The organism is Martinezella dioscoreae (assembly GCF_009176305.1).
Taxonomy (GTDB): domain Bacteria; phylum Pseudomonadota; class Alphaproteobacteria; order Rhizobiales; family Rhizobiaceae; genus Rhizobium; species Rhizobium dioscoreae.
Map to the genome: position 1 here is coordinate 1,112,865 of NZ_BLAJ01000002.1, position 25,435 is coordinate 1,138,299.

At 61.0% G+C, this 25,435-nt stretch carries 21 protein-coding genes; 13 read left to right on the forward strand and 8 right to left on the reverse strand.

Going from position 1 to position 25,435, the window contains the following annotated elements; translation table 11 throughout:
- The first annotated feature begins 10 nt into the window (after nucleotides 1-10).
- Nucleotides 11-1,153 carry an HlyD family secretion protein gene (locus GDN47_RS11700; RefSeq protein ID WP_152093403.1) on the forward strand — a complete coding sequence of 381 codons (1,143 nt, stop codon included), beginning with the start codon at nucleotides 11-13 and terminating at the stop codon, nucleotides 1,151-1,153.
- Between the two features lie 5 nt (nucleotides 1,154-1,158).
- The gene (locus GDN47_RS11705) at nucleotides 1,159-2,769 is read left to right on the forward strand and encodes a DHA2 family efflux MFS transporter permease subunit (protein WP_152093404.1); all 1,611 of its coding nucleotides are present in this window, start codon (nucleotides 1,159-1,161) and stop codon (nucleotides 2,767-2,769) included.
- 43 nt (nucleotides 2,770-2,812) lie between these two features.
- Here GDN47_RS11705 and GDN47_RS11710 read toward each other — a convergent pair whose 3' ends face one another.
- On the reverse strand, nucleotides 2,813-3,022 hold the full coding sequence (locus GDN47_RS11710) for a hypothetical protein (protein WP_233789861.1): 210 nt from the start codon (nucleotides 3,020-3,022) through the stop codon (nucleotides 2,813-2,815).
- A 376-nt stretch (nucleotides 3,023-3,398) separates the two neighbouring features.
- Between GDN47_RS11710 and GDN47_RS11715 the strand changes: the two genes are divergently transcribed.
- The 8 genes from GDN47_RS11715 (at nucleotide 3,399) to GDN47_RS11750 (ending at nucleotide 12,465) form a co-directional block, all read left to right on the forward strand.
- Nucleotides 3,399-4,391 (forward strand): LLM class flavin-dependent oxidoreductase, encoded by a 993-nt coding sequence (locus GDN47_RS11715; protein ID WP_152093405.1) that lies wholly within the window; start codon nucleotides 3,399-3,401, stop codon nucleotides 4,389-4,391.
- Nucleotides 4,392-4,415: 24 nt separating this feature from the next.
- Complete coding sequence (locus GDN47_RS11720) at nucleotides 4,416-5,765, forward strand: LLM class flavin-dependent oxidoreductase (protein WP_152093406.1); 1,350 nt, start codon at nucleotides 4,416-4,418, stop codon at nucleotides 5,763-5,765.
- Between the two features lie 15 nt (nucleotides 5,766-5,780).
- Nucleotides 5,781-6,980, forward strand: a complete 1,200-nt coding sequence (locus tag GDN47_RS11725; protein ID WP_152093407.1) for a M20 aminoacylase family protein — start codon at nucleotides 5,781-5,783, stop codon at nucleotides 6,978-6,980.
- A gap of 8 nt (nucleotides 6,981-6,988) precedes the next feature.
- Nucleotides 6,989-7,537, forward strand: a complete 549-nt coding sequence (locus GDN47_RS11730) for a GNAT family N-acetyltransferase (protein WP_152093408.1) — start codon at nucleotides 6,989-6,991, stop codon at nucleotides 7,535-7,537.
- Between the two features lie 39 nt (nucleotides 7,538-7,576).
- Nucleotides 7,577-9,361, forward strand: coding sequence for an amino acid ABC transporter permease/ATP-binding protein (locus GDN47_RS32675; RefSeq protein WP_152093409.1), 1,785 nt, complete (start codon nucleotides 7,577-7,579; stop codon nucleotides 9,359-9,361).
- Nucleotides 9,362-9,454: 93 nt separating this feature from the next.
- Nucleotides 9,455-10,399 (forward strand): ABC transporter substrate-binding protein, encoded by a 945-nt coding sequence (locus GDN47_RS11740; protein ID WP_113353722.1) that lies wholly within the window; start codon nucleotides 9,455-9,457, stop codon nucleotides 10,397-10,399.
- 104 nt (nucleotides 10,400-10,503) lie between these two features.
- Nucleotides 10,504-11,415 carry an ABC transporter substrate-binding protein gene (locus tag GDN47_RS11745; protein ID WP_113332385.1) on the forward strand — a complete coding sequence of 304 codons (912 nt, stop codon included), beginning with the start codon at nucleotides 10,504-10,506 and terminating at the stop codon, nucleotides 11,413-11,415.
- Nucleotides 11,416-11,424: 9 nt separating this feature from the next.
- Nucleotides 11,425-12,465: an LLM class flavin-dependent oxidoreductase gene (locus GDN47_RS11750; protein ID WP_113332384.1), complete on the forward strand. Its 1,041-nt coding sequence runs from the start codon at nucleotides 11,425-11,427 to the stop codon at nucleotides 12,463-12,465.
- A 101-nt stretch (nucleotides 12,466-12,566) separates the two neighbouring features.
- On the opposite strand, the gene GDN47_RS11755 is transcribed toward GDN47_RS11750, so the two are convergent.
- Nucleotides 12,567-12,992 (reverse strand): hypothetical protein, encoded by a 426-nt coding sequence (locus GDN47_RS11755; RefSeq protein WP_152093410.1) that lies wholly within the window; start codon nucleotides 12,990-12,992, stop codon nucleotides 12,567-12,569.
- 10 nt (nucleotides 12,993-13,002) lie between these two features.
- Nucleotides 13,003-14,193 (reverse strand): FAD-dependent oxidoreductase, encoded by a 1,191-nt coding sequence (locus GDN47_RS11760; protein WP_152093411.1) that lies wholly within the window; start codon nucleotides 14,191-14,193, stop codon nucleotides 13,003-13,005.
- Between the two features lie 118 nt (nucleotides 14,194-14,311).
- Here GDN47_RS11760 and GDN47_RS11765 point away from each other — a divergent pair, with 118 nt between their 5' ends.
- On the forward strand, nucleotides 14,312-15,106 hold the full coding sequence (locus GDN47_RS11765; protein ID WP_152093412.1) for an AraC family transcriptional regulator: 795 nt from the start codon (nucleotides 14,312-14,314) through the stop codon (nucleotides 15,104-15,106).
- Nucleotides 15,107-15,166: 60 nt separating this feature from the next.
- Here the strand turns inward: GDN47_RS11765 and GDN47_RS11770 are convergent, their stop codons facing one another.
- The 5 genes from GDN47_RS11770 to GDN47_RS11790 form a co-directional block, all read right to left on the reverse strand.
- Complete coding sequence (locus GDN47_RS11770; protein WP_152093413.1) at nucleotides 15,167-17,509, reverse strand: heavy metal translocating P-type ATPase; 2,343 nt, start codon at nucleotides 17,507-17,509, stop codon at nucleotides 15,167-15,169.
- Between the two features lie 177 nt (nucleotides 17,510-17,686).
- On the reverse strand, nucleotides 17,687-18,667 hold the full coding sequence (locus GDN47_RS11775; RefSeq protein WP_113332379.1) for a zinc-binding dehydrogenase: 981 nt from the start codon (nucleotides 18,665-18,667) through the stop codon (nucleotides 17,687-17,689).
- A gap of 41 nt (nucleotides 18,668-18,708) precedes the next feature.
- A complete protein-coding gene (locus tag GDN47_RS11780; RefSeq protein WP_113332378.1) occupies nucleotides 18,709-19,308 on the reverse strand; it encodes a TetR/AcrR family transcriptional regulator in 600 nt (199 codons plus the stop codon).
- A gap of 59 nt (nucleotides 19,309-19,367) precedes the next feature.
- The gene (locus tag GDN47_RS11785) at nucleotides 19,368-20,624 is read right to left on the reverse strand and encodes an arsenic transporter (protein ID WP_113332377.1); all 1,257 of its coding nucleotides are present in this window, start codon (nucleotides 20,622-20,624) and stop codon (nucleotides 19,368-19,370) included.
- A 118-nt stretch (nucleotides 20,625-20,742) separates the two neighbouring features.
- Nucleotides 20,743-21,201 (reverse strand): universal stress protein, encoded by a 459-nt coding sequence (locus GDN47_RS11790; RefSeq protein ID WP_113332398.1) that lies wholly within the window; start codon nucleotides 21,199-21,201, stop codon nucleotides 20,743-20,745.
- Between the two features lie 825 nt (nucleotides 21,202-22,026).
- On the opposite strand from GDN47_RS11790, the gene cydD reads away from it, so the two are divergent.
- Nucleotides 22,027-23,676 (forward strand): thiol reductant ABC exporter subunit CydD, encoded by a 1,650-nt coding sequence (gene cydD, locus GDN47_RS11795; RefSeq protein WP_371865497.1) that lies wholly within the window; start codon nucleotides 22,027-22,029, stop codon nucleotides 23,674-23,676.
- Nucleotides 23,673-25,364, forward strand: a complete 1,692-nt coding sequence (cydC, locus tag GDN47_RS11800; RefSeq protein ID WP_152093414.1) for a thiol reductant ABC exporter subunit CydC — start codon at nucleotides 23,673-23,675, stop codon at nucleotides 25,362-25,364. The genes cydD and cydC overlap by 4 nt, the downstream gene beginning before the upstream one ends.
- The last annotated feature ends 71 nt before the right edge of the window (nucleotides 25,365-25,435 follow it).

The following is a 25,435-nucleotide window of genomic DNA, read 5'->3' on the forward strand; positions in this document are numbered from 1 at the left end:
AGGTCATGTTATGGCTGACAATCAACCTAATATTGCGGAAACCAAGCCGGATCGCCTGAAACAGCAACCTGTTGATGACGCCGGCCGCGAAAATGATGCACCGGCTGAAAAGCGCGCATCCTTCATTCGCCGTCATCCCCTCTCCATTCTGCTCGGCATCGTCGTGTTGCTCGCACTGATCGTAGCCGCATGGTTCGTCTGGAAGATCTATTTCTATCCCTATGAGTCGACGGATGATGCCTTTGTCGATGCGCGCAGCTTTTCGGTTGCTGCCAAAGTATCCGGCTATGTTGCCGAGGTTCCAGTGACCGATAACCAGTCCGTCAAAGCCGGCGATGTCATCTTGATGATCGATCCGCGTGACTATCAGATCGCGCTCGATCAGGCGAACGGGCAGGTAGAGGTGGCAAAGGCCTCGGTCGACAGCGCCGGCGCGCAGATCGAGGCGGCGAGCGCCGCCGTCGACGTCGCCAGGGCGCAACAGAATTCCGCCACCGCCGCTCTGCAATTTGCACAGCAGGAATCCAATCGCCAGCAGCAACTGGTCAAGACCGGCTCCGGCAGCGTGCAGGCCGTGCAACAGGCTACGGCAACCCTGCAGCAGGATCAGGCAAGTCTTGCCCAGATGCAGGCGAATATTACCTCGGCGCTGAAGAACAAAGCCGTTGCCGAAGCGCAGAAATCCAGTGCGCTCGCAAGCCTCAAGCAGGCGCAGGCACAGGCCGAAGAAGCGCAGCAGAACCTTAGTTACACGACGATCACGGCGGCTCAGCCGGGGCGCATCGTACGTCTTGCCGGCGCCAAGGGGCAGTATGTGGAGGCAGGGCAGGCAATCTCGACATTCGTTCCCGATGAGGTCTGGATCACGGCGAACTTCAAGGAGACGCAGCTCACCGACATGCGGCCGGGCCAGCCGGTGGACATCACGATCGATGCCTATCCCAATCACACGCTCCACGGAAAGGTGGCCTCGGTTCAGCCGGGCTCTGGCACTGCCTTTTCGCTGTTGCCAGCAGAAAACGCGACCGGCAATTACGTCAAGGTCACGCAGCGCGTGCCGGTCAAGATTATCGTCGACAGATGGCCCGATAATGTTGCAATCGGCCCCGGCATGTCCGTGGTGCCGACAGTGACGGTACACCCGAGGAGCTGAGCGAGATGAGCGGTGCAGGCGCAGCGGCGGGCGGAAGAGAAGCATCATCCGCGCAAGTCACGAATCCCTGGCTGATAGCCATGGTGGTGTCGCTGGCAACCTTCATGGAAGTGCTCGACACCACGATTGCCAACGTGGCGCTGCGCTACATTTCAGGCGGCCTTGCCGTCAGCTCCGACGAAGCCTCCTGGGTGGTCACGACCTATCTCGTTTCCAACGCCATCGTGCTGGTTGCCAGCAGCTATTTCGCCGAACGGTTCGGACGCCGTCGGTTCTATCTCCTATGCCTGGTGACATTCACGATCGCTTCCGTTCTGTGCGGTCTATCGTGGAATCTCCAGGCGCTGTTGATTTTCCGCGTTATACAGGGTTTTGCCGGCGGCGGCATGGTGCCGACCTCACAGGCGATCCTTGCCGATGCCTTCCCGCCGGCAAAACGTGGTCAGGCTTTTGCGCTCTTCGGTGTCGCCGTGGTCGTCGCGCCGGTCATCGGACCGACCTTAGGCGGTTATCTCTCCGACAACCTCTCCTGGCACTGGTGCTTCCTCATCAATGGTCCCGTCGGCATATTCGCCTTCGTGCTCGTCTATGTGCTGTTGACGGAGACTCCGAAAACGAGGAATATGCGCGAGGAATTCCGCCGGAAGGGCGTGCGTTTCGATCTCATCGGCTTTCTGCTGGTGGCAACCTTTCTCGGCTCTCTGGAACTCATCCTGGATCGGGGGCAGACCGATGACTGGTTCGGCTCCGACTTCATCATCGTCATGGTAGTCATATGCATTCTCGCCTTCCTGGCGGCCATACCGTGGGTTCTGACCAAGGCTAACCCGATCATCGACGGGTGGCTGCTCGGCACCCGGCAATTCGGTTCCTGTTTCATCGTGATGATGGCAACCGGCGCAATCCTGATTGCGACGACGCAGTTCATCCCTGAGGTCGTGCAGCAGAACTACGGATATACGGCGACCTGGGCTGGGCTCGCACTTTCGCCAGGCGGGCTTGTGACCATGGTCATGATGTTCGTTGCCGGCCGGGTGAATTCCCTGGTTCAGCCGAAGTATCTGATCGCCATAGGTGCGGCGATCATTGCGATGTCCATGTGGCAGCTGACGCGGCTCTATCCCGGCCTGAACTTCGGCTTCTTCGTCTGGTCTCGTCTCTATATCGGGCTCGGCCTGCCGCTGATCTTCATCCCCATCACCTCTGCCTCCTACTACGGTTTGAGGCCTGAACAGACCAATCAGGCGTCGGCCATGATCAATGCTGCGCGCAACATCGGCGGCTCCATCGGCGTTTGTATCGCGTCAAATGTCCTGGCGCATCGGGAGCAGTGGCACCAGAGCCGCCTGGTGGAGCATGTCACGCCTCCCTCACCGGCCTATCAGGAGACACTGCGAACCATGACGCGTTATTTTGCCGAGAAAGGTGCAACCATGGCGGATGCCCAGGCGCAGGCGACGGCCTGGATAGGGCAGCAGGTGCAGACCCAGGCGAGCTTCCTCGCCTATATCGATGTATTCCATGTGCTGATGCTGGTCGTGCTCTGCGCCATTCCGCTTGCGCTGATCCTGAGCAATGTCGATCTCAAGGAGGGTGGCGGCGGCGGCATACATTGAGTACTGTAACGATCGATCCTCCCGCAGGTGGACGGTTGGCTCATTAGGTCATTCGCCGCAACAATGCGATGAGGGCGTCAGTGTTGTCATGGGTCTCAAGCGAGAGCAAATGCTTGTCCGCGAGCTCAGCAATCGCCAAGGCGACTTCACGCTCCGACCATCCCGCCAGGATCGCGGCACTCAGCAACTCTCGAAAAGCGGCTTGCAGCGCGTCCTGGCAGCGGATGTCCCGGTCGGGATCATCATCGGTCACGAATGGTCGTGCGATATCGGGCATAGGTAAAAGGTGAACTGATTTGCGGGTTTTGGCAATCTATTGCGTTCAATCGCTCTCGATTGCGCCCTCTTTGCGTCGTGAGAGGCGTAACAGCCGGTCAAAATGAACGGTGATCCGCGGGGTTTAACGGCTCGACGCTGTGCTCTCCTCTGAGCAGGCGTAGTCTCAACAGGCGTTCGATCTCGTCATTGGAACCTGCATCTGCACCCATCCACCGATTTTGGTCGCTGCTGATTTTTTCCGCATCCGGGGAAAGAAAAAGAAAGCTGTTTCTTAAATAACTTAAAATCTATGTTTTTTATAGACTATAGCGCTCCATGATTGGCATTGGGCGCAAACATGGATGAACGGCATGACTTATCTTCTCAGTCTTCTTGACAAGAGCCCGATCGAACAGGGGCTTAGCGCCACCGATGCGCTCGGTGCCACGGCTCGCTTGGCCATCCGGGCCGAGGAACTCGGCTATCATCGCTTCTGGGTTGCCGAGCATCACAATATGGCGAACCTCGCAAGTTCGGCTCCGGAAGTCCTGATCGCTCATCTTCTTGCCCGGACTTCGAGGATCCGTGTCGGTTCCGGCGGCGTCATGCTGCAGCATTACAGCGCCTATAAGGTCGCAGAAACTTTCAATCTCCTGGCGTCGCTGGCGCCGGGACGCGTCGATCTGGGTGTAGGCAAGGCGCCGGGCGGTTTCCCGCTCTCCACCCGCGCATTGCAGCGTGCCTTCGATCCTGAGAAGAAGCCGGACTTCGCCGAGCAGCTTTCCGACATCAACACCTATCTCGCGGCCGACCCTCATTCCGTTGGCGCGCTGGCGACGCCTTTTCCGCCGCGTGCGCCGGAGCGCTTCCTCCTTGGCGCCAGCGTGGAGAGCGCGAAGCTCGCCGCGGAGAAGGGCTGGCGGCTGGTGTTTGCCGGCCATCTGAACGGCGATCCGGAAAATCTGCGCAATACCTTCGAGGCCTACGGGAATGCGACGGGCGGCAAGGTGCCGATCCTGGCGCTCGCAGCCTTTGCTGCCGAAAGCGAAGCCCATGCCCGTGAGCGCGTTGGGCAACTGCGCATCGTCAAGCTCTTCCTGCCCAACGGCCAGAGCGTCAATGTCGGCACGCAGGAGCAGGCGGCGGAATTTGCGCGGCAGGCCGGCTTCTCGGAGTTCCGGACCGAAGAGAAGGTGCCGAGCGTGTTGCATGGCACTGCGACGCAGATCCGCGACGAGCTTGACGCACTCCATCGCCGCTACGGCGTCGAGGAGTTCGTGCTCGACACGCCGGCGCTGACGGCGGCCGAACGCCTCAACTCCATAGAATTGCTCGCCAAAGAGCGCCTTTCCCTCGTTGCCTGAACGGCCTGTCCCAGGAGGATCATCATGGCTCAAAAACACGTTACCTTCGGTATCATGCTGCAGGGCCCCGGCGGCCACATGAATGCCTGGAAGCATCCGAGCGTTCCGGCCGATGCAAGCACCAATCTGAACTTCTTCGTCAAGACGGCCCGCAAGGCCGAAGAGGCCGGTATCGCCTTCGCTTTCGTCGCGGACGGACTCTATATCAACGAGCAATCGATCCCGCATTTCCTCAACCGCTTCGAGCCGCTGACGATCCTCTCGGCGCTTGCCGCCTTTACCACGAAGCTCGGCCTGGTGGGTACGGTTTCGACATCCTATAGCGATCCCTTCACCATCGCCCGGCAATTTGCCTCGCTCGATCTCATCAGCGGGGGCCGCGCCGGCTGGAATGCCGTGACGTCTCCGCTCGAAGGCTCTGGCCGCAACTATAGCCGCGAACATCCCGAGCACGAGCTGCGATACGAGATTGCCGACGAGTATCTCGATGCGATCAAGGGGTTATGGGATTCCTGGGATGACGATGCCTTCGTGCGCGACCGTGAGACCGGCGTCTATGCCGACAAATCCAAGCTACACCGCCTGAACCACAAAGGCCGGTTCTTCCGCATCGAAGGCCCCCTCAATATCGGCCGCTCCAAGCAGGGGCAGCCGGTGGTGTTCCAGGCCGGTGCTTCCGATTCCGGTATCCGGCTAGCGGGCAAGCACGCCGATGCCGTCTTCACCAATGGCGGACCGCTGGAAGACGCGAAGACCTTCTATAAGCAGGTAAAGCAGAGCGCGATCGCACATGGCCGCAGTGCCGCGGATGTCGGCATCTTCCCGGGCATCGGGCCGATCGTCGGCGCGACGCAGGAGGAGGCGGAGGCCAAGTACCAGGCGATCCGCAATCTCGTCACCATCGAGGAGGCGCTGGCCTATCTCGGCCGCTTCTTCGATCACCACGATTTCAGCGCCTATCCCCTGGATGAGCCGTTCCCCGATCTCGGCGATATCGGCCGCAACAACTTCCGTGCCACGACCGACCGCATCAAGAAAACCGCGCGAGAGAAGGGGCTCACCTTGCGTGAGGTGGCGCTCGATGCTGCCACGCCGCGAACCTCCTTCATCGGCACGGCCGAGCACATCGCCAATGAGATCATCCGCTGGGTGGATGAAGAAGGCGCGGATGGCTTCATCCTCGGTTTCCCGGTGATCGGTGAAGGCTTCGACGATTTCTCCAGGCATGTCCTGCCGATCCTGACCGAGCACGGCTATTTCGACCCGGCGTTGAAGGGGGAGACGCTGCGAGATCATCTGGGCTTGCCGTATCGCGAGAGCCGTTACGCGACAGAGGCTTCGAACATTACACCCGCAAAGGCCGTCGGCGCCTGAGCCAGGACGATCATCATGAACGCTATCATCAAGCCCGCTTCGGTCACCGATCAAATCGAAACAGGGATTGTCGCCTACCTCGACGAGATCATCGCGCTGAGACATGACCTGCATCAATATCCCGAACTCGCCTTTCAGGAGCACCGCACATCCAAGAAGGTCGCTTCGTTGCTTGCCGACTGGGGTTACGAGGTAGCAACGGGCATAGCCGGGACCGGCGTGGTCGCAACCCTTAAGCGGGGCGATGGGCAGCGCAGCCTGGGCATCCGTGCCGATATGGATGCGCTGCCCATTGAAGAAGCAACCGGGCTTGACTATGCCAGCAGCAATCCCGGCGTCATGCACGCCTGCGGCCACGACGGACATACATCGATCCTGCTCGCTGCTGCTCGTTACCTTGCAGAAAGCGCCAATTTCAGCGGCACGCTGCGGTTGATCTTCCAGCCGGCCGAGGAAATTGGCGCCGGCGCGCGCAAGATGCTCTCGGAAGGACTTTTCGATCGGTTTCCGGTCGATGCGGTCTTCGGACTGCACAATTGGCCCGGCGTGCCGACGGGGCAGTTCGGTTTTGTTGCCGGCCCGGCGATGGCTTCCGTCGACAAGGCGGTCATCAACATCGTCGGAAAGGGCGGACATGGTGCCGAGCCGCATCGTGCCGTTGATCCGGTGTTGGCTTCGGCTTCATTCATTACTGCTCTGCAAAGCGTCGTCTCGCGCAATATCGATCCTCAGGAAATGGCGGTCGCAACGGTCGGCTCCATTCATGCCGGTTCGGCTTCGAACGTCATCCCGGAAAGCGTGGAGATGAAGCTGACCATGCGCGCCTACAATGAGACCGTCCGAGCCAGATTGCAGGAGCGAATTCCCGCACTGGCGCGCGCGCAGGCGGAGAGCTTCGGCGCTGTGGCTGAAGTCGATTACCGTCTCGGTTTTCCTGCACTCGTCAATCATGCCGAAGAGACAGAATTCGCCCGCAATGTTGCCATGCAGGCGCTTGGAAGTGCTGCCGTCGAGGCGGATTTCCGGCCGCGGACGGCGAGCGAAGACTTTGCTTTCCTGCTGCAGGCCAAGCCCGGGAGCTACCTCTTTGTCGGCAATGGCGACAGCGCACCGCTGCATAGCGCCCGCTACGATTTCAACGACGCCATCATCGCGCCGGCAGCCCGCTACTGGGTGCGGCTCGCCGAAGCTTTCCTCGCGAATGACAACGGGTGACGAACGACATGAGCGACACGTTTCTTTATACGACCACATTGGACCCGCGCGCCAAGCCGCTGATCGACGAGCTGATCCATGAGTATGACAGCCGGTACGGCAACTATTTCAATGCTGAAGGGGCGATTGCCGAACTCAACCGCTATCCGCCGGAGGCCTTTGCGCCGCCGCATGGCAATTTTCTGCTCCTGCTCCGAAACGGGGAGACGATCGGCGGTGGCGCTTTCAAGCACTATGACGACCAAACCGCCGAATTCAAACGGATTTGGACGCGGCACGATCTTCGTCGTCAGGGATTGGCGCGTAGGCTTCTGGTCGAACTGGAGGCCCAGGCGGCGCGACAGGGCTATCGTCGCATCTACCTGACTACTGGCTTTCGCCAACCCGAGGCGGTCGGTCTTTATCTCAACAACGGCTACACAGCCCTGTTCGATACCTCCGTCGATCCGGAAGTCTACAAGAGCCTGCCTTTCGAGAAGGATATCAGCCATTTGGCTCTGGCCTATATCGCCGAAACCTCGGGCTCGCAGCAGCGCTTGGCGGCCGCCGGCCGGTAACGCATGGCGGATCAACGACAATCATAAGGGGTAAGCATCATGGCGCTGACGACGGATTTTGCAGGTGTCGATCGAGATACTGGAGCCGCCGAGACGAAGACTGACTATTCGCGTTACCGCATCGTGCCCGCGAGGCACCCTGGACGTGCGGCGGGCACGATCTTTGCCGCGCTTGTCATTGCGATCGTCCTCTATTCCACCTTTACCAATCCGCGCTGGGGCTGGGGTGTCTTCGCCGAGTGGTTCTTCGCGGAGCCGGTGCTGGTTGGCCTTGGCAGGACGTTGCTGCTGACAGCGCTTGCGGCGGTGTCGGGTTCTATCCTCGGAACGGCCTTGGCGCTGGCGCGCGTATCAAAGTCGCCGCTGCTTGCGAGCCTTTCCTGGGGCTATATCTGGCTGTTGCGTTCGATCCCGATGATCGTGCTGTTGCTGGTTCTCAACAATCTCGGCTATCTATATGAAACCATTACCATAGGCATTCCGTTCACCGACAAGGTTCTGTTCGATTATCCGACCACACAGCTGCTGACGCCGTTTGCCGCGGCCTTTCTCGGACTGACGCTAAACCAATCTGCTTTCTTTGCTGAAATCGTGCGTGGCGGCATTCTGTCGGTCGATCAAGGTCAGTTGGAAGCGGCTGCATCCCTCGGCCTGTCTCGCCGCCGCCAGGCGTTCCGCATCGTCCTGCCGCAGGCGATGCGCTCCATCCTGCCCACTGGCTTCAACGAGATCATCGGCCTCGCGAAGAGCACCTCCATGGTCTATGTGCTCGCCCTGCCGGAGCTCTTCTACACGGTACAGGTCATCTATCGCCGCAATCTGGAAGTCATTCCGCTCCTGATGGTGGCGACCGTCTGGTATCTCGTCATCATGACGGTGCTGTCGATCGCGCAGCACTATATTGAGCGCTATTTCTCCAAGGGTGCGGTGCGCAATCCGACGCCTTTGCCATTCCAGGCATTCTTCCGCCGCTTCCAGCGGCCGCTGCCTGCTGCGGCGGCAGACACCAGATCGGACACCGCGACACTCGCCACTTTTCGCAGCGTAACGGATCTTCGTGCCAAGGGTGGTGCTGTGCGCATCCACGGCATTTCGAAGAGCTTCGGCACGCTGAAGGTCCTGGACGATATCGAGCTCAACCTGCCGGCCGGCAGCGTCACAGCCATTATCGGCCCGTCGGGCTCGGGAAAATCGACGCTGCTGCGCGCCATCAATCATCTGGAGCGCGTCGACAGTGGCTTCATTTCCGTCGACGGCGAGCTTGTCGGTTACACACAGAAGGGCGAGGTGCTCTACGAGCTCAAGGAAAAGGACATTCTGAAGCGCCGGACCGACATCGGTATGGTCTTTCAGAACTTTAACTTGTTCCCGCATCTCACTGTTTTGGAAAATATTATCGAGGCACCGATCCAGGTGCGCGGGGTGAGCCGCGACGAAGCGACCGCCTTTGCGCAGGAGCTTCTCGCCCGGGTGGGTCTCAGCGACAAGATCGACGCCTATCCCCGCCAGCTCTCCGGTGGCCAGCAGCAGCGTGTCGCCATCGCTCGCGCGCTGGCACTGCGGCCGAAGGTTCTTCTCTTCGACGAGCCGACCTCCGCACTCGATCCTGAGCTCGTCGGCGAAGTGCTCGATGTGATCAAGGAGCTTGCCCGCACCGGCACGACGCTCGTCATCGTCACCCACGAGATTGGCTTTGCCCGCGAGGTCGCCGATAGCATCGTCTTTATGGAGGGCGGCCACGTTATCGAAGCCGGCTCGCCAACGCAGATCCTCAACGATGCGAGACATCCGCGCACGCGCGCTTTTCTCGCCAAGGTTCTCTAGCAGTCGCAGGTAGGCATTCGACGCTCTGACGCAACGGGTGTCCTGATCATTGTAACAACAATAACAACTTAGAATTGAAAAAGGAGAAGGGAAATGGCATTCATTGAGAGAGCAAAATATATCGTTGCCGGCGTGCTGACGGTGGCAGCGATGAGTGGGACGCCGACGATTGCGGCCGAAAAGTTCAACCTGAGCCCGGATACTTCCAATCGCGTTCGCGCCCAGAAGGACGAGGCAGCAATCAAGGCGATTGCGCCGGGCTTCAAGTTCGTCAATCCCGGCAAGTTCACGGTCGCAATCAACCCATGGGATCCGCCGATCGCCACCTATGCGACCGACGCCAAGACTGTCGTAGGCGCTGATCCGGATATCGCGCAACTGCTTGCAGACTCCCTCGGCCTGCAGCTCGAGCTGGTGCCGGTCGCCTGGGAGGATTGGCCGCTCGGCGTCTCCTCCGGGAAATATGATGCCGTCATTTCCAACGTGACGGTCACGGAAGAGCGCAAGCTGAAGTTCGATTTCTCGACCTATCGCAGGGACGTGCTCGGCTTCTACGTGAAGGCCGACAGCAAGATCACCTCGATCAAGGAGCCGAAGGATGTCGCAGGTCTCAAGGTGATCACCGGCGCTGGCACCAATCAGGAGAAGATTATTCTCGAATGGGACCGGCAGAATGTGGCAGCCGGCCTGAAGCCTATCGAGGTGCAATATTACGACGACCGCGCCGCCGCCGATCTTGCTTTGCAGTCCGGCCGTGCCGATGTCGAGTTCAATCCGAATGCGACACAGGCCTATAAGGCCGCCATCAACGGCACTAGGAAGCTTGTGGGAACCGTCTCGGGCGGTTGGCCGCTGACGGCCGAAATCGCCGTGACGACGAAAAAAGGCGCTGGCCTTGCCGATGCCGTCACGCTCGCGCTCAACGATCTGATCAAGAACGGCAAGTATGGCGAAGTGCTGAAGCGCTGGAGCCTCACTGCCGAAGCGGTCGATCAATCCAAGACCAACCCTGCGGGCCTGCCGAAGAGCGGTTCGTAATGTTGGTCGGGCGGACCGGCGTCAGTGGGGCTCACGCCGGTCCGCTCCCATCCATCTCAAATGGAGAGACAGGTTCCGTGACTATCCGCACTACGTTCAAAACTATGATGGCAGCCGCCATGGCGCTTACCTTGACCGGTCTTACTCCGGCAATGGCAGCCGAAGATTTCGATCTGAGCCCGGAACAGCCGGGACGTCTTCACGCGGCGAAAAACGAAGCGGCGATTGCCGCTATCCCAAAGGATTTCAAGTTCGTCACACCAGGCACATTCACCGTGGCGGTCGCGCCAGGCGGCCCGCCGCTGGCGACCTACGCGACGGATGCCAAGACTGTCGTCGGTGCCGATCCCGATTATGCCTATGCCGTCGCCGATGCGCTCGGACTGAAGCTCGAGCTTGTCCCGGTCGCCTGGATTGACTGGCCGCTTGGGCTGACCTCAGGCAAATATGATGCCGTCATCTCCAACGTCGGTGTCACCGAGCAGCGCAAGGAGAAGTTTGATTTCTCCACCTATCGACAGGGCCTGCACGGTTTCTTCGTCAAGAGTGACAGCAAGATCGGGTCGATCAAGGAGCCGAAGGACGCAGCCGGCCTGCGCATCATCGTCGGTGCAGGCACCAATCAGGAGCGCATCCTGCTGAAATGGAGCGATGAGGATGTCAAAGCCGGCCTGAAGCCGATCGAGCTGCAATATTACGACGATGAGGCGGCGAGCCTTCTGGCCCTCCGCTCGGGGCGCGCCGATGTCATCGTGCAGCCGCACGCCCAGCTGGTCTACATCGCCGCTCGCGACAAGAACATCAAGCGCGTGGGCACACTGAGCGCCGGCTGGCCGGATCGCTCGGATGTCGCGATCACCACGCGCAAGGGCAGCGGTCTCGCGGCGGCGCTCACCATCGCAACGAATGGACTGATCAAGGATGGCACCTACGCCAAAATCCTCGACCATTGGCATCTTGCCGAAGAAGCCTTGCCGAAATCGGAAACCAATCCGCCGGGCCTGCCGAAATTTTGAGGAGACAGCATGAGCCGCCAAGCCCCATCGATCAGCCATATCGGCTTTCTCACGCCTGGCAATTATCCGGATGAGGACCCGCTCGCCGGCCTGGAACAGACCCTGCAATTGCTCGAATTCGGAGAGCAGAGGGGTTTCAACAGCGCCTGGGTTCGCCAGCGCCATTTGGAACCCGGCATTTCCTCGGCGAGCGCCTTCCTCGCTGCGGCGACGCAGCGCACGCGACATATCGAGCTAGGCACTGCGGTCATTCCCATCGGCTACGAAAGTCCGTATCGCCTTGCCGAGGATCTGGCGACTGTGGATGTGCTGTCGCGCGGACGGTTGAATATCGGCTTGAGCGCTGGGCGGCCGCTGCATGCGGATCTGATTGGGCCGCTTGCCTTCGACGGCGATTGGGAGAGCCACGATTTCTCCCATCAGAGGGTGCTGCGCTTTGCCGACAATCTGAGGGGCGCCTATCTCGGCAATCAGGATACGGTCATCAAGACGCCGTTCGGCCCGCAGCGTCCGCGGCTTCAGCCCTATGCGAAGGGTCTGATCGATCGCATCTGGTATGGGGGCGGCTCATTGCGGTCTGCCGAATGGGCTGGCCGCAACGGCTTCAATCTGCTGATCGGTAATGTCACCACGGGCGAGCAGACAGACGATTTCTTCGTCGCGCAATCGCGCCAGCTGGAAACCTATCGCGCTTCCGGCGGTGATGCGAGGCGGGTGGCGCTCGGCCGGGTCATCGTGCCTTTCGACAGCGCGGATGCGATTACCCGCAAACGCTACACCGACTATGCGGCTGGCCGCTATGAGCGCACGCTTTCGCCTCAGGGCGAACGACGCACGCTTTTCGCCCGCGATGTCGTCGGCTCATCGGATGAGATACTGGAGCGCCTGCGCAAGGACCCGATCCTGCCCCATGTGAGCGAGTTCCGGCTGGAGCTGCCCTATGAGTTCCACGATGAGGAATATAGGCAGATCATCCATGACTTCGTGACGCTGGTCGCTCCGGAGCTTGGCTGGAAGGAGACCGCGCTTCTGCGTCGATCCGCATCCTGAGGGCTACGGCCGCCCCACATCCGCAATGCCCGGATCGACGGGTTCTACGCCCGTCCGATCCGGTTCGCTTCTGTCCTGAAGAGCTTGGGCTACAGCCTCGGTCAGCAGGCGAGAGAGGTCGCGGCGTCCGTTCCTTCGAGAATTCGCTCAGCAAGAAGCAGCGCTTCCTTCTGAGACGCAACGACTTCCATTCTTATGCCGAATGCCTTCGTTGCAAGGCTCGTCTGCAGCTGCATGGCGGCACGCTTGATTGCGCTTGCCTCAATGCCGATGACTGCCTTGCAAACGGCAGCAAGCGCCGTCTTGTTCTTCTTCAGCCAAATGCCGCGGGCCTTGCGATCCTCGTGCTCTTCGGTGTGTTCGTCGCCTTCCATGATCACGACGAAAGGCATCGAGAGAGCGAGCAGGGCGTCCATCTCCCGCTCCCATTGTTTCGAATAACCTGGCTGGATAGCCACAGCGGATTGGCGCACGATCGGCCAAAGGGAAACGTCGTGAAAGGTGAAGTTGGTTGTATCGATTGTCATATCGGTCTCCTCAGGCGATCTTATCGGTCACGGCGGCAAACAGCATCTCGGCGCCGTGTTGCGACGAGGCGATGGCGTAAGCCGCTCGCTCGCGCATATCGGTCTCGTAGTCCAGCAGGGCTGTGCAGGTGGTCTTAGTCTCCTTTCCGGCTTCGGCCAGGATCTGCGCCAGCATGCGGGCATCTTCGAGAGCCGTATTGGCGCCGAGGCCACCGGCAGGGCTCATCGCGTGGATTGCATCGCCCAGAAGCGTGATGGCACCGAACGGCCAAAGGGCGTCGGGGCGCCCGCTTCTGACGGGAAGCGCTGCTACCGCTTCGGCCTTGCTCCGGCTGATGATCCGCTTCAATTCAGGATGCCAGCCGCGCATGGCGGTTCTGAGCAAGACAGGCAGATCCTGGGTATGGTTGTATGTTTCCAGTCCCAGCCTTTGGCGGGGGCCGATCAGTGCCCAATAGAGGTAATCGGTGACCGGCGTCAGCTTGCAATCGGGCGCGAGACTGGCGGCAAGCTTCGGGAAGTGATCGCCGAACCGCATGAGATCGAAGATTGCCGTGCACCCATCGGCAAAGATCACGGTCGTTCCGTCTCCAAGCAGATCGGCGGCATCGCTCAGCGGTATTTCGCTCTTGCCGTAGACACAAATGGAGCCCGTGTCCACCGGCTCGGCATAGGGTGCCAACTGGCGTCGCACCTGCGAGTTCACACCATCTGAACCGACGAGTAGGCTGCAGGAAACCGAGGCGGCACCTTCGAAATGCACTTCGACACGCCCATCATCCATGCGGCGATACCGCGTAAGGGCATGGCCGAAATGAACGTGATCCTCGATCCCCGACAACAGGATTTCGCGAAGGGTGAGGCGATTGACACTCAGATCGCCGTCGTCATCATTTTCGCCGGTATCCCAGCTCGTCGGCGTGCGGCCGGTAACGGGCAGAAGCTGAGGCGTCAGGAAGCACGCGGATCGAGGGCTCGTCGAGGCGGTCGCTCGAAAGAGGTCGAATTGAGTCTTTGGAAGGCAGGCTTCCAGCGCCTGTTGTCCATTCTGATCGATTCGGATGCGATAGCCCTGCAAGCGGCTATCAGCTGCCGGATCGCGCTCGTAGACATCAAAACGGATGCCGGCGCGCTTCAATCCCTGGGCAAGGCACAGGCCTCCAAGGCCTGCGCCGATGATGACGACATGAAAGTCCTGCATAGGCCTTCTATTCCGTTCACTATTCGACTTCGATTTTGTCAGGGAAGAATAGCGTGCCACGACCGGGACGTGGTAACGACATTCGGACTATAAATGTTGCGAAACGGTCAAACGGAACATGGGCATCGAAGATATTGGCGAGCGTCTCGACGGGCCACCGCTCATCGCCTTCTGGGGATCGGATGAACCGGGTAGCGCTTTCCGCCTCGGCACCCAGGAGTACGATTGGCACGCGCATGGCCGCGGGCAGCTCTTCTGCATCGAAAGCGGGCTTGTCCGTGTCGATACACCTGATGGTTCCTGGCTATTGCCGCCGCAGCGTGCGGGCTGGATTCCGCCAGGTGTCATGCACAAAGCGGGGATCAACGGCGTGCTGAGCGGCTGGGGCATCCTGTTGACACCGGACGCCAGCGCCGGATTGCCAGCGACACCCTGCGTTCTGAGCGTGAGCGAGGTTTTGCGGGCATTGGTGCGTCGCGCGGCGACATGGCACTGGGAGGAAAAGCTCTCACCGCAGCAGCGTCGTCTGGCAGCCGTTTTGCTGGACGAGGTTCGGGCCGCACCGCGCGAAAGCCTGCATTTGCCTATGCCGGCGGACCGGCGCGCTTTGCGCATCGCGGAAGCCGTACTGCAGGAACCGGCTAGCGAGGAGACCCTTCATGCGCTGGCGCTGCGGGTGGGAGTATCCGAGCGATCGGCAAGGCGTCTTTTCAACGCCGAAACGGGCATGTCCTTCGCCCATTGGCGGCAGCAGGCGCGCTTGCTGCTTGCGCTTGAATATCTGAGTGCGGGCAAGCCGATCGCTGAAGTGGCGGACAGCCTGGGATATGCCAGTGCCAGCAGCTTCATCGCCATGTTCAGAAAGGCTTTCGGCCTATCGCCGCGTCGTTACCTCTCCGTCCGGAAAACTTGATTCGCGCTTGAACGACAACAGGAAAAGGCGCCGACCTGTCGATCGGCGCCCATAGATGGCCTACGCGGCTATCCGGCGAGGCCGGGGGGCGAGCAGGCGCAGCGCGTTCATGGTCACCAGTACGGTTGCACCGGTATCGGCGAGGATTGCCGGCCAAAGTCCGGTGATGCCGACGATCGTGGTGACCAGGAACACGCCCTTGAGGCCGAGCGCGATGGTGATGTTCTGGCCGATATTACTCATCGTCCGCTTGGAAAGATCGATCATCTCGATGACATCTCCGACGCGGCCATGCAGCACGGCGGCATCCGCCGTCTCCAGCGCAACGTCGGTGCCGCCACCCATGGCAATCCCGACATCGGCTGCTGCGAGTGCAGGCGCGTCGTTGATGCCGTCGCCAACCTTGGCGACGTGAAAGCCTTGCCGCTTCAGATCGCCGACGATCCGCTGCTTGTCTTCGGGCAGCAATTGCGCGCGAACCTCTATGCCGAGCGTCTTGCCGATCGCCTCAGCCGTGCGCTGATTGTCGCCCGTCAGCATGATCGTCTTGATGCCCGCATCGGCGAGAGCCTTGAGGCCTGCTGCCGTATCGGCGCGCGGTTCGTCGCGCATGGCGAGCAGGCCGGCTGCCGCACCCTTGGCAACGATGATGGAAACCGTCTTTCCTTCATCGTTGAGTGCGGCAATCCGGGCAGAGTGCTCCGAGGTCAATGAAGCGCGGTCGGCGGCGGCCTGTGGCGATCCGAGGAACACGTCCAAACCATCGACCGTACCGCTGACACCCTTGCCGCCGATGGCCTTGGCGTCGATGACCTGGGGGATATCCGTTCCGGCTTCAGCCGCGCGGTCGAGGATGGCGCGGGCGAGCGGGTGGCTGGAGCCGATTTCGAGCGCGGCTGCCAGCCGCAGCACGTCCGTATCGCTCATGCCGAGGCCGACGATATCGGTGACCTTGGGTTTGCCTTCAGTCAGCGTGCCGGTCTTGTCGAAGGCAATAGCGGTGACCTTGCCGATGTTCTCAAGCACGGCGCCACCCTTCAGCAACAGGCCGCGGCGAGCGCCTGAAGACAGTGAGGCCGCGATTGCCGCCGGCGTCGAAATGACGAGGGCGCAGGGGCAGCCGATCAGCAGGATCGCCAGACCCTTATAGACCCACTCGCTCCAGCTGCCGCCCAGGAACAAAGGCGGGATGATGGCGACGAGCGCGCCGACAACGACGACCCCAGGCGTGTAGTAGCGAGAGAAGCGATCGATGAAACGCTCCGTCGGAGCCTTCGATTCCTGTGCTTCCTCAACGAGTTTGACGACGCGGGCGATGGTATTGTCGGATGCTGCCGCGGTCACGCGGACGCGCAGGGCGGCATCACCATTGACGGTACCCGCAAAGACGGTTGCATCCACGCCCTTGCGCACAGGCGTGCTTTCGCCTGTGACCGGCGCCTCGTCGATAGCGCTTTCACCGGAAAGAATTACGCCGTCGGCCGGAATACGGTCGCCCGGGCGAACCAGGATGATGGCACCGACGGCAAGGCTTTCGGCTTGCACTTCGCGGGCCTTGCCATTCTCTTCAAGGAGTGCGGTCTTAGGCACCAGATCGGTCAGAGACTGAATGCTGGCGCGCGCCTTGCTGGCAGCGACACCTTCCAGCAATTCACCGATCAGGAAGAGGAAGACGACGGCAGCGGCTTCTTCGCTGGCACCGATGATGACGGCGCCGATGGCCGCGATCGTCATCAGCATCTCGATCGAGAACGGTGTTCCCATCCTTGCGGCCATGAAGGCGCGCCGAGCGATCGGCACTAAGCCGACAAGCATGGCGGCAGTGAAGATCCACATATCCCAGGCCGGTATCAGCTTGCCGGCACCCCAGGCGGCGGCGAGCGCCACGCCGCTTGCGATCGTCAGGCGACCCTTGACGGATTTCCACCATGGCCCCGTGGTCGATCCATGATCGTGACCGTGAAGACCGGCGACCGAGGCATCGTGCTCATCCGAAGCGCGGCTGTGATCGGCGTGATCAAGTCGATTCCCGGCGGCGCCATGATCATGTTTGCCGTGATCGTGGTCATGATCATGCCCCGCATGGTCGTGGCGATCGGACGTGTGCGTATGATGATCGTGCCCGCAGCCGCAGGCATGGTCGCTCTCTTCTGCCTTTGGTGCGGCGACATTGCTTTGCGGCAGCGGGAAAACTTTGTAGCCCAGTCCCGTGACCCGCTTTGCGATGTTGGGCAGCAAGTCCGGATCGCTCTGATGCTTGACAGTCATGGTGCCTGCAGTGACCGAGACGGAGACATCTTCGACACCCTGCAGCCGGCGAACGGCCGTGTCGATTTTAGCAGCGCAGGAAGCGCAATCCATGCCCTCTACGCGATAGCGGGTCTGTTGTGTTGTCGACGTCATGTTTCGGTTCCAGATTTTCTACTGGAACCATCGGTACATCCTCTAGCAACTAGAGGGACAAGAGCAATTCTGCGAATTTTTGCGCAATCATTCGCAGACGCTGCAATCGGTCTAGTCATATACCGTGAAGCCGCCCAGCTCCCTGCGGCGGCTGCTTACGGCATGGCGCAGGGAGACCTATAGTAGTTTCAGCAGGACCTTGCCGGTCTTGCCGGGCGCGAGCGAGGATTTTACAGCTTCCGAGATCTCCGCGATGTCATAGGCCGCTTCTACCGGCAGCTTGACCTCGCCTGAGGCGACGCGCGTGATCAATTCGCTGATCAGCCTCCGCCGCTCTTCCGCCGGCATAGCGGCGCTGACTTTGATGCCCCAGAAGCCCTTGATCGTGAGCTGCTTGAAGATGACGGCTCTCGAGGCGATCTGCATCGGCTTGCCGGCCGCAGTGCCAAAAGAAACCAACAGGCCGTTTTCGCCCAGCAGGTCTGCCAGGTCGTTGCTTGCAACACCACCGACGGAATCGACTGCGGCGCGGATCGGTGCATCGCCGACGATGGTGCGCACCTTCGCCTTCCAATCGGGCGCGGCGGTCGAGACGGCATTGCCGATGCCGAATGCAGATAGCTCGTCGATGCCGCCATCTCGCCGAACGAGATTGATCATGTGTATGCCGCGGCTGTGTGCCAGCATGGCCAGGGTCTTGCCGACAGCACCATTCGCTGCATTCTGGATGATCCAGTCGCCGCGCTCGACATTGAGGGATTCCAGAAGCGAAATGGCGCTGAACGGCATGGCGATCAGCTGTGCTGCGGCTTCGTCGGAGATCACGTCCGGTACCGGAACGAGGCTTGCTGCAGGTGCCGTGAATTGCTCTGCCCAGGTGCCATGGACGCCGGCTGCAACGACGCGTTTGCCGATCAGTGTCTTGTCGACACCTGCTCCCACGGCATCGACGAAGCCGACCGCTTCGCTGCCGCCGATGGCAGGCAAAACCGGCTTGTAGCCATAGGCGCCGCGCACGGTCCAGAGGTCGTGATTGTGGATGGGGGAGAGAATGGTGCGAATGCGCACGTCTCCTGCGGCGGGCTCCGGCATGGGCATGTCGGCCAGATAAAGGACCGCAGCCGGATCGCCGAAGACATCGTGGATGGCACTGCGCATTGTATTTTCCTTGCGTGTTGACATGCTGGTCCTGCTTTGGATCAAAGGCTGCCGGGGGCCGAAAGGGCTTGTTCGGTGGCAAGCATGGCCTGGTCGAGCGGTGTCCTGTCTTTTCCGAGCTTGGCGAGGATCGCTGCCCCGAGCCAAAGGCTATAGAGCGAACGAGCCGTCTTTTCCGGGATGCAGGATGGTGAAATCGAACCGTCCTCGCGCCCCTCGGTGATTGTTTTGGTGAGGCGGCGAATGAGATCCTCGACACCGCCGAGCAGGATCACGCGCATGTTGTCTGAGAGATCGGAGATCTCGGCAGCAAGCTTTACCACCAGGCACCGATCGGCGAGGCTGGTATTGCCATCGGAAAGCCAGGCATCCCAATAGTGCATCAGGCGTTGGCGGCCATTGCCCTTCCAGCCGAAGAGCGCGTCGAGCCGCTCGGCATAATCGGAGCAATATTGCTTTAGCAGGGCGCAGCCGAAGGCCTCCTTGGATGCGAAATAATAATAGAATGAGCCTTTCGGCACGGCGCTCTGTTCGAGCAGCTCCTTCAGGCCCACGCCTCCGAAACCCTTGCGCAGCACCAGTTCCCGCCCGATTGCGAGAATATGGCTCCGAGTCAGCTCTGATTTCTTCTTCGTCATCATGAGCGGTCCGTAACAAATAATCGACCGGTCGTCTATAAACCCGATGTTGTTCGCGGTCATCAGATCAGTGCGAGGGCCGCAAGCGAGAGGATCAAAGCCGGAAACATCACGAGAGCGCCGATCCTCAGGAAAGCCAGTGCTCCCATGTGGAGCCCTTCGCGGCGAAGAGCGGCAAGCCAGAGGATGGTGGCGAGCGACCCGGTGACGGAGAGGTTGGGTCCAAGATCGACGCCGATCAGCACCGCGCCGGCAATGGAATCAGGAACATGGGCGGCCTGCACGGCGCTGCCGGCGAAAAGACCGGCCGGCAGATTGTTGACGAGGTTGGAGACGATGGCAACGGAAAGCCCGGCAGCCCCGACCGCCTGTGTCTGCGACTGAGCCGCCAGAAGTGCCAGCTTTTCAGAGAGAAGAGCGGTGAGGCCGGTGTGATTGACTGCCTCGACGATCACGAAAAGGCCCGCAACCAGAGGTATCACGCTCCAACTTATGCCACGAACCGTTTCCAGCGGATTTTGCCGGGCGAGGGTGAGAACGATGACGGTCGTAAGCAGGCCCGCGACAAATGTCGGGATGCCGAGATCGAAATTCATCGCCGACGCCGCGATCAGAATGAGGGCGGTGACCACGAGACCCCATCCTGCCAGCTTGGCGCTGTGGGAAAGGGTTGGTTGTCCGACATCGCGGGCGATCGTGTCTTCCGCCAATGCATGCCGCTGCGTCCAATAGAGACAGGCGAAGGTGACGATGATCGAGACGATTGATGGCAGCAGGAAAGTCTGCATCCAGCGCGACAGGGGTGGCATCTCGCCGCCGGCGAAGATGACCAGATTGGCCGGATTGGAGATCGGCAGTACGAAGCTCGCGGCATTGGCGATGAAGGCGCAGACCAGCAGATATGGCATGGGGTCCTTCACACGCGCCGCACGGCAGGCTGCGTAAACGGCCGGCGTAAGCACAACGGCGGTTGCGTCGTTCGACAGGAATACCGTCACGACCACGCCGACGACATAGACGAGCACGAACAGCCGGCGGGGAGAGCCCCTGGCATGCGAAGTGGCGATCGCCGCCACCCAATCGAAGAGCCCTTCGCGCCGTGCGAGCTCCGACAACAGCATCATGCCGATTAGGAAGAGATAGACGTCGAACCCTTTGGAAATGCCTGTCCATATATCGCTTGGGCCGATGAGCCGCAGCGTAACGAGAAGTGCTGCGCCGAGCACAGCCCAGATCGCTTCCGGCCATCGGAATGGGCGTGTTACGACACCGAGGGCGGTCAGGCCGGCGATGCTCCAGGTTATGGCGGATTCGGTCATTCAGCTCGTCTTGGATTTGAGGTCGGAGCGGCTATGTAGCATCCCTGCCGAGCCGCGCAAACCGTAACCGCGCCATGTTTCGATAGAATCCGGCATGACGGACCGCTCTAAGAGAGCGCTACGCCTTCTTCGCCGTAACCGCCTTCCTTGCCGTATCGTCATGCGATTTATCGGCTCGCTCGACGAGGACGGAACATTCTGCATGGCGGATGACATATTCGACCGTCGAGCCGAATATGCGGTCGATAATGTCAGAGGTATGCGTCGCAAGAATGATGAGGTCGGCCTTCTTCTCCTTGGCGACGGTCAGCAGCGTCTTCGATGCCGTGCCCATGCGTACGTCGACGGAGGCGGTAATGCCGAGACGCCTGCACAGAGCATCGAGCTTTTCCTCAGCCTCCGTGATCACCGAAACAGCCCAATCGTCCGGGCTTTCGCGTCCGGAGGGAAAACGCTCGATAACATGCGCGACGGTCAATTCGCCGCCTGGAGATAAAAGTGCCTGAGACGTCCGCAACAGGCGTTCGGCGCGCTCGCGCGAGCCCAGCCCAATTGCGCAAATGATCTTGTCATACATTGCATTCTCCCAAAACGTCTCGGCCCGAAGCAGTTCTTCGGTCTCGCTTGCAATCTTTCCGGTTAAACTTGCCCGGACAAGCAAACGCGTACCCAGCACATCGATAATGAGAGCATCCGTCAAGTCTCGTTGCCGGCATGATGCAAACCATACATATCTGTAGGCCCTCGGCCGATGACTGCTCGTCTCGCAGTCGGCGCAGTCCTTTCGAGCAGGTGATTCGCCAGCCTGGCGTGAAGTTTAGCGCAATAGAGGTCAAATGGTCGCGGTTTTCATCTCCGATCGCATAGCGAGCGGCCGTGGATTCGCGCTTCCCGAAATAGACGTCAGAATCGGGAAAATTGCTGCATTGCAAACAGTTTAGCCGCCGGACGATGGAGTGCCGCTATCGCAACAATCTAGAAATATCATGGGCTTCTGCGTCAATCTGACATGGCTGTGGCGAAGCCCTGCGACATCCTGCACGCTTTTGCGCAGTGCACAAATTATCCTAGAACCATGTCGCGAACAGCTTGCCATGAGATCAACCCATCGGCGAGACGGGTGCTGCTATTCTTGTCGCTGACAAGAGGCAGAAAGCCAGTCATATTGGGGCTCCGATATCGTCGATTGCGGCAAGTGCGTTCTGGGTTCGACGGAAGATTGATGGTCTGCAATGCAGTTCATTCGATCTTTATTGGTCCGCGAACCCTCCTCGATGACACTGACTGGAAAGGACGGGCTCACGTGACAGCCTCCTCCGCCACCGATGGAATGTTGGAAAGACGCAAGGTTGCGAACCCTGCGTCGCAGAGTTCGATTAACGACAAGGCGGCGAAAGAGCCGATGGCCGCAAAGTGTCCTGGCCTCCGCCTTGCATCGGTGCTGCTCTGCCTGTCTTCTCTCGGATGGATCGGTCAGGCGGCGATGCTTGCTGTAGGTGTCGGTGCGATCAGCGATGGTGGCGGTGTCGGCGAGGTCGCGGTTCCGGCCGCCGTAGTTGCGGGTATCGGCGTCCTGCGGGCATTCCTGGATGCGGTGGGCGGGCGCCTCGCATTTGTCGCTGCGCGCCGGGAACTGAGCGCGCAGCGTGCGGCGGCAACTGCAGCTCTTGCGGCATGTTCCCCCCTCGACAGCGGCAGGCCGGCCTCCGGTTTGGCGGCAAGTGTGCTGGGCGAGCAGGCGGAAGCGGTCGTTCCTTATCTCGCGCGCTTCCGTCCGATCCGCATGAGAGCAAGCCTGGTGCCGCTGGTCATGCTCCTCTGTATCCTGCCGATTTCCTGGCTGGCGGCGCTGATCCTCACGCTTTGCGCGCCGCTCATTCCGATTTTCATGGCGTTGATCGGCTGGCGCGCCAAGGCCGCCAGCGAGAGGCAGCTCGCCGAAACCGGCGGCATCAATGCCTTCCTGCTCGATCGTCTTCGCGGCCTCGCGACCATTCGCGCGCTCGATGCCGTCGACCTCACGGCCGGGCGCCTGCGCGCCGATGCGGACTCATTGCGGCTGCGTACCATGGCTGTGTTGAGGATCGCATTTCTGTCTTCGGCGGTGCTCGAATTCTTCGCCGCGCTCGGCGTTGCTGCGACGGCCGTTTATGTCGGCTTCAGCCTTTTGGGCTCGATTGAAATCGGGACCTGGGATGGTCGTCTCACATTGACACAGGGCCTCTTCATTCTGCTGCTCGCGCCTGCGTTCTTCGAGCCGTTGCGGGAGCTGTCAGCCGTTTGGCACGATCGCGCCGATGGCGAGGCAGCACTTTCGGCATTGAAAGAGCTGGCACCATCGCGCCAAACCATTCTCGGCGGCGCCGAATTGCAATCGTCCACGCCAACAAGCCAAGCCTCCGTCGAGATCGAAGCGCTGGTCTTCCGCCATACGCCGGGACGAGACGCGGCAATCGATCATTTCGATCTCTCCATCGGGGCCGGGGAGCATGTGGCGCTCTGGGGTGCCAGCGGCTCGGGCAAGACCACACTTCTGTCGCTGATTGCTGGCCTTGCGCGACACGAGGGCGGCGTCATCAGGATCGGCGGCATCCCGCTGCGTGACGATACCGCAGATGCATTGCGGCATCGAATGGCGTGGATCGGGCAATCGCCTCATATCTTTGCGGGCAGCGTCATGCGCAATATTGCCTTGGGGCGCGGTGGTATCGATGCTCCCGCCGTTGCTTCGGCTCTGGAAAGCGCGGCTCTCGATCGGGTCTTTACCTCGGAGCGGATAGCTGCGGTCGGCGAGGGAGGGCTCGGTCTTTCCGGCGGCGAGGCGCTGAGGCTGATGCTTGCGCGGATGATGGTTGATGAGCGAGCCGATATCATCCTGGCGGACGAGCCAACAGCCCATCTTGACGCGCGGACTGCGGCCGCAGTCACGGATACCCTGCTCGCGCTCGCCAAGAGCCGCATCCTGATCGTCGCCACGCACGATCCCGTGCTTGCCGCGCGAATGGATCGCATCGTCCGGCTCGATGAGCGGGCGCGGAGGGTAACGGCATGAGGACGTCCCTCAAGATCCTCCTGCCGTTGGTCAAGCTGTTCTGGGTCGAGCGTGGCGCGCGCCTCGCTCTCGGCGCCGGCTTGTCCGCGCTGGCCATGCTTGCCGGCAGTGGGTTGCTGGGGTTGTCCGGCTGGTTCATCACCGCGTCGGCCTTTGCCGGCTTGACGGTCGCGAGTGCCGCGGTTTTCGACGTGTTTATGCCGTCAGCCGGCATACGCCTGCTCGCCATCAGCCGGACGGCTGCCCGATACGGCGAGCGGCTTGTCACGCATGATGCGACCCTCAGGGTTCTTGCCGCCTTGCGCGAGAGGTTGTTTCGCGGCTGGGCGGAGCCTTCCGCGGCCGCGATCATGATCCGCCGGCCGGCAAAGCTGCTGTTCCGCCTGACGAATGATGTCGATGCGCTCGATTCCCTCTATCTGCGCGTGCTTGTGCCGGCCGTTGTCGCCATTCTTGCCGCTATTGCGGTAACGATAGCGCTCTGTTTCATCGATCCATCGTTCGGCGCCATGGCGGGGCTTTGGCTTGTCGCGCTCTGTCTCGGTCTCTCCCTCGTCGCGGCGCGTCTGGCGCTGAAGCCAGGGCGTCGCCGCGCCCACGCGATGGAAGCGTTGCGTGCTCGGGTTGTCGATCTTGTTGCCGGTCAGACCGATCTGGCGATGGCTGGACAGCTGCAGGCACAACAGGCGGCGATCATCGAAGCGGATCAGCGATTGGCGAAGGCTGACAGCGCCTTGAATAGGATCGACAGTGGCGTCGCAGCCGGCTTTTCACTTGGCTCGACATTCCTGTTGACGATGACGCTGCTTGTGGTTGCCCTCTTTGCCAAGCAGGGCGCGATTGGTGCGCCTGCCGCAGCCTTCGCGCTGCTCATCGCCTTCGCTGCCACGGAACCTTTTGCGGCTCTTAGACGAGGGGCGCTCGAACTCGGACGAACCCTGCTGGCTGCAAGGCGCATTGCACCTCGATTGAGCTCGGCCGCCGCTTCCATGCCGCGGGTTGAACCGGTTGCCGGCTACGCCTTTCAGCTCAGCGCCGCCGCCGCCGGACACGAGGGAGCTCTCCGCCCTGTCCTGAACGATCTGTCTCTGTCGCTGCCGGTCGGCGAGCGGCTGGCGGTCGTGGGTGAAAGCGGCGTCGGCAAGTCGACATTGCTGGCCCTGCTGGCAGGCGAGATCGCTGCGACGAGCGGCGCGGTGGCTTGTCAAGCTGCTGCGACGCTAACGCAGCGCAGCGACGTGTTTCGAGACACGGTGCGAGGCAACCTGAAGCTGGCAGCGCCTCATGCGAACGACGAACGGCTGCGCGATGCTCTCGCAACCGCCGGCTTGCTCGACGACATCGATGCACTCCCTCATGGCCTTTCCACGCACCTCGGCGAAGGCGGCAGCGGCCTCTCCGGCGGCCAGCTTCGCCGGCTGGCGCTCGCAAGGCTCCTGTTGCGCGATACGCCGCTCTGGCTTCTCGATGAGCCGACGGAAGGCCTCGATGCCGCAACGGCCCGTGCCGTGCTTGCTCGGCTGGCCTCGGTGGCCGATGGGCGCAGTCTCGTCATTGCTACACATATTCGTCGTGAGGCTGCCTTGGCGGATCGGATCGTCGCTCTGGACGACGGCCGCATCGTCGCCATGGCTGTGCGCGGCACACCGGAATTCGAAATGCTTCTCGATCGGCTGCGGCCGGACTGAGGGGCAACCAACATGCCCGCGGCGTGTCGAATGACGCCGCATTCCTGTCAGACACACCGTAGGGGGTGGGA

Bases quoted from the DNA above. Each gene is read 5' to 3' on its own strand.
- GDN47_RS11700 (WP_152093403.1), top strand. From the start codon at position 11: ATGGCTGACAATCAACCTAATATTGCGGAAACCAAGCCGGATCGCCTG.
- GDN47_RS11705 (WP_152093404.1), top strand. From the start codon at position 1,159: ATGAGCGGTGCAGGCGCAGCGGCGGGCGGAAGAGAAGCATCATCCGCG.
- GDN47_RS11715 (WP_152093405.1), top strand. From the start codon at position 3,399: ATGACTTATCTTCTCAGTCTTCTTGACAAGAGCCCGATCGAACAGGGG.
- GDN47_RS11720 (WP_152093406.1), top strand. From the start codon at position 4,416: ATGGCTCAAAAACACGTTACCTTCGGTATCATGCTGCAGGGCCCCGGC.
- GDN47_RS11725 (WP_152093407.1), top strand. From the start codon at position 5,781: ATGAACGCTATCATCAAGCCCGCTTCGGTCACCGATCAAATCGAAACA.
- GDN47_RS11730 (WP_152093408.1), top strand. From the start codon at position 6,989: ATGAGCGACACGTTTCTTTATACGACCACATTGGACCCGCGCGCCAAG.
- GDN47_RS32675 (WP_152093409.1), top strand. From the start codon at position 7,577: ATGGCGCTGACGACGGATTTTGCAGGTGTCGATCGAGATACTGGAGCC.
- GDN47_RS11740 (WP_113353722.1), top strand. From the start codon at position 9,455: ATGGCATTCATTGAGAGAGCAAAATATATCGTTGCCGGCGTGCTGACG.
- GDN47_RS11745 (WP_113332385.1), top strand. From the start codon at position 10,504: ATGATGGCAGCCGCCATGGCGCTTACCTTGACCGGTCTTACTCCGGCA.
- GDN47_RS11750 (WP_113332384.1), top strand. From the start codon at position 11,425: ATGAGCCGCCAAGCCCCATCGATCAGCCATATCGGCTTTCTCACGCCT.
- GDN47_RS11755 (WP_152093410.1), bottom strand. From the start codon at position 12,992: ATGACAATCGATACAACCAACTTCACCTTTCACGACGTTTCCCTTTGG.
- GDN47_RS11760 (WP_152093411.1), bottom strand. From the start codon at position 14,193: ATGCAGGACTTTCATGTCGTCATCATCGGCGCAGGCCTTGGAGGCCTG.
- GDN47_RS11765 (WP_152093412.1), top strand. From the start codon at position 14,312: ATGGGCATCGAAGATATTGGCGAGCGTCTCGACGGGCCACCGCTCATC.
- GDN47_RS11770 (WP_152093413.1), bottom strand. From the start codon at position 17,509: ATGACGTCGACAACACAACAGACCCGCTATCGCGTAGAGGGCATGGAT.
- GDN47_RS11775 (WP_113332379.1), bottom strand. From the start codon at position 18,667: ATGCGCAGTGCCATCCACGATGTCTTCGGCGATCCGGCTGCGGTCCTT.
- GDN47_RS11780 (WP_113332378.1), bottom strand. From the start codon at position 19,308: ATGATGACGAAGAAGAAATCAGAGCTGACTCGGAGCCATATTCTCGCA.
- GDN47_RS11785 (WP_113332377.1), bottom strand. From the start codon at position 20,624: ATGACCGAATCCGCCATAACCTGGAGCATCGCCGGCCTGACCGCCCTC.
- GDN47_RS11790 (WP_113332398.1), bottom strand. From the start codon at position 21,201: ATGTATGACAAGATCATTTGCGCAATTGGGCTGGGCTCGCGCGAGCGC.
- cydD (WP_371865497.1), top strand. From the start codon at position 22,027: ATGGCCGCAAAGTGTCCTGGCCTCCGCCTTGCATCGGTGCTGCTCTGC.
- cydC (WP_152093414.1), top strand. From the start codon at position 23,673: ATGAGGACGTCCCTCAAGATCCTCCTGCCGTTGGTCAAGCTGTTCTGG.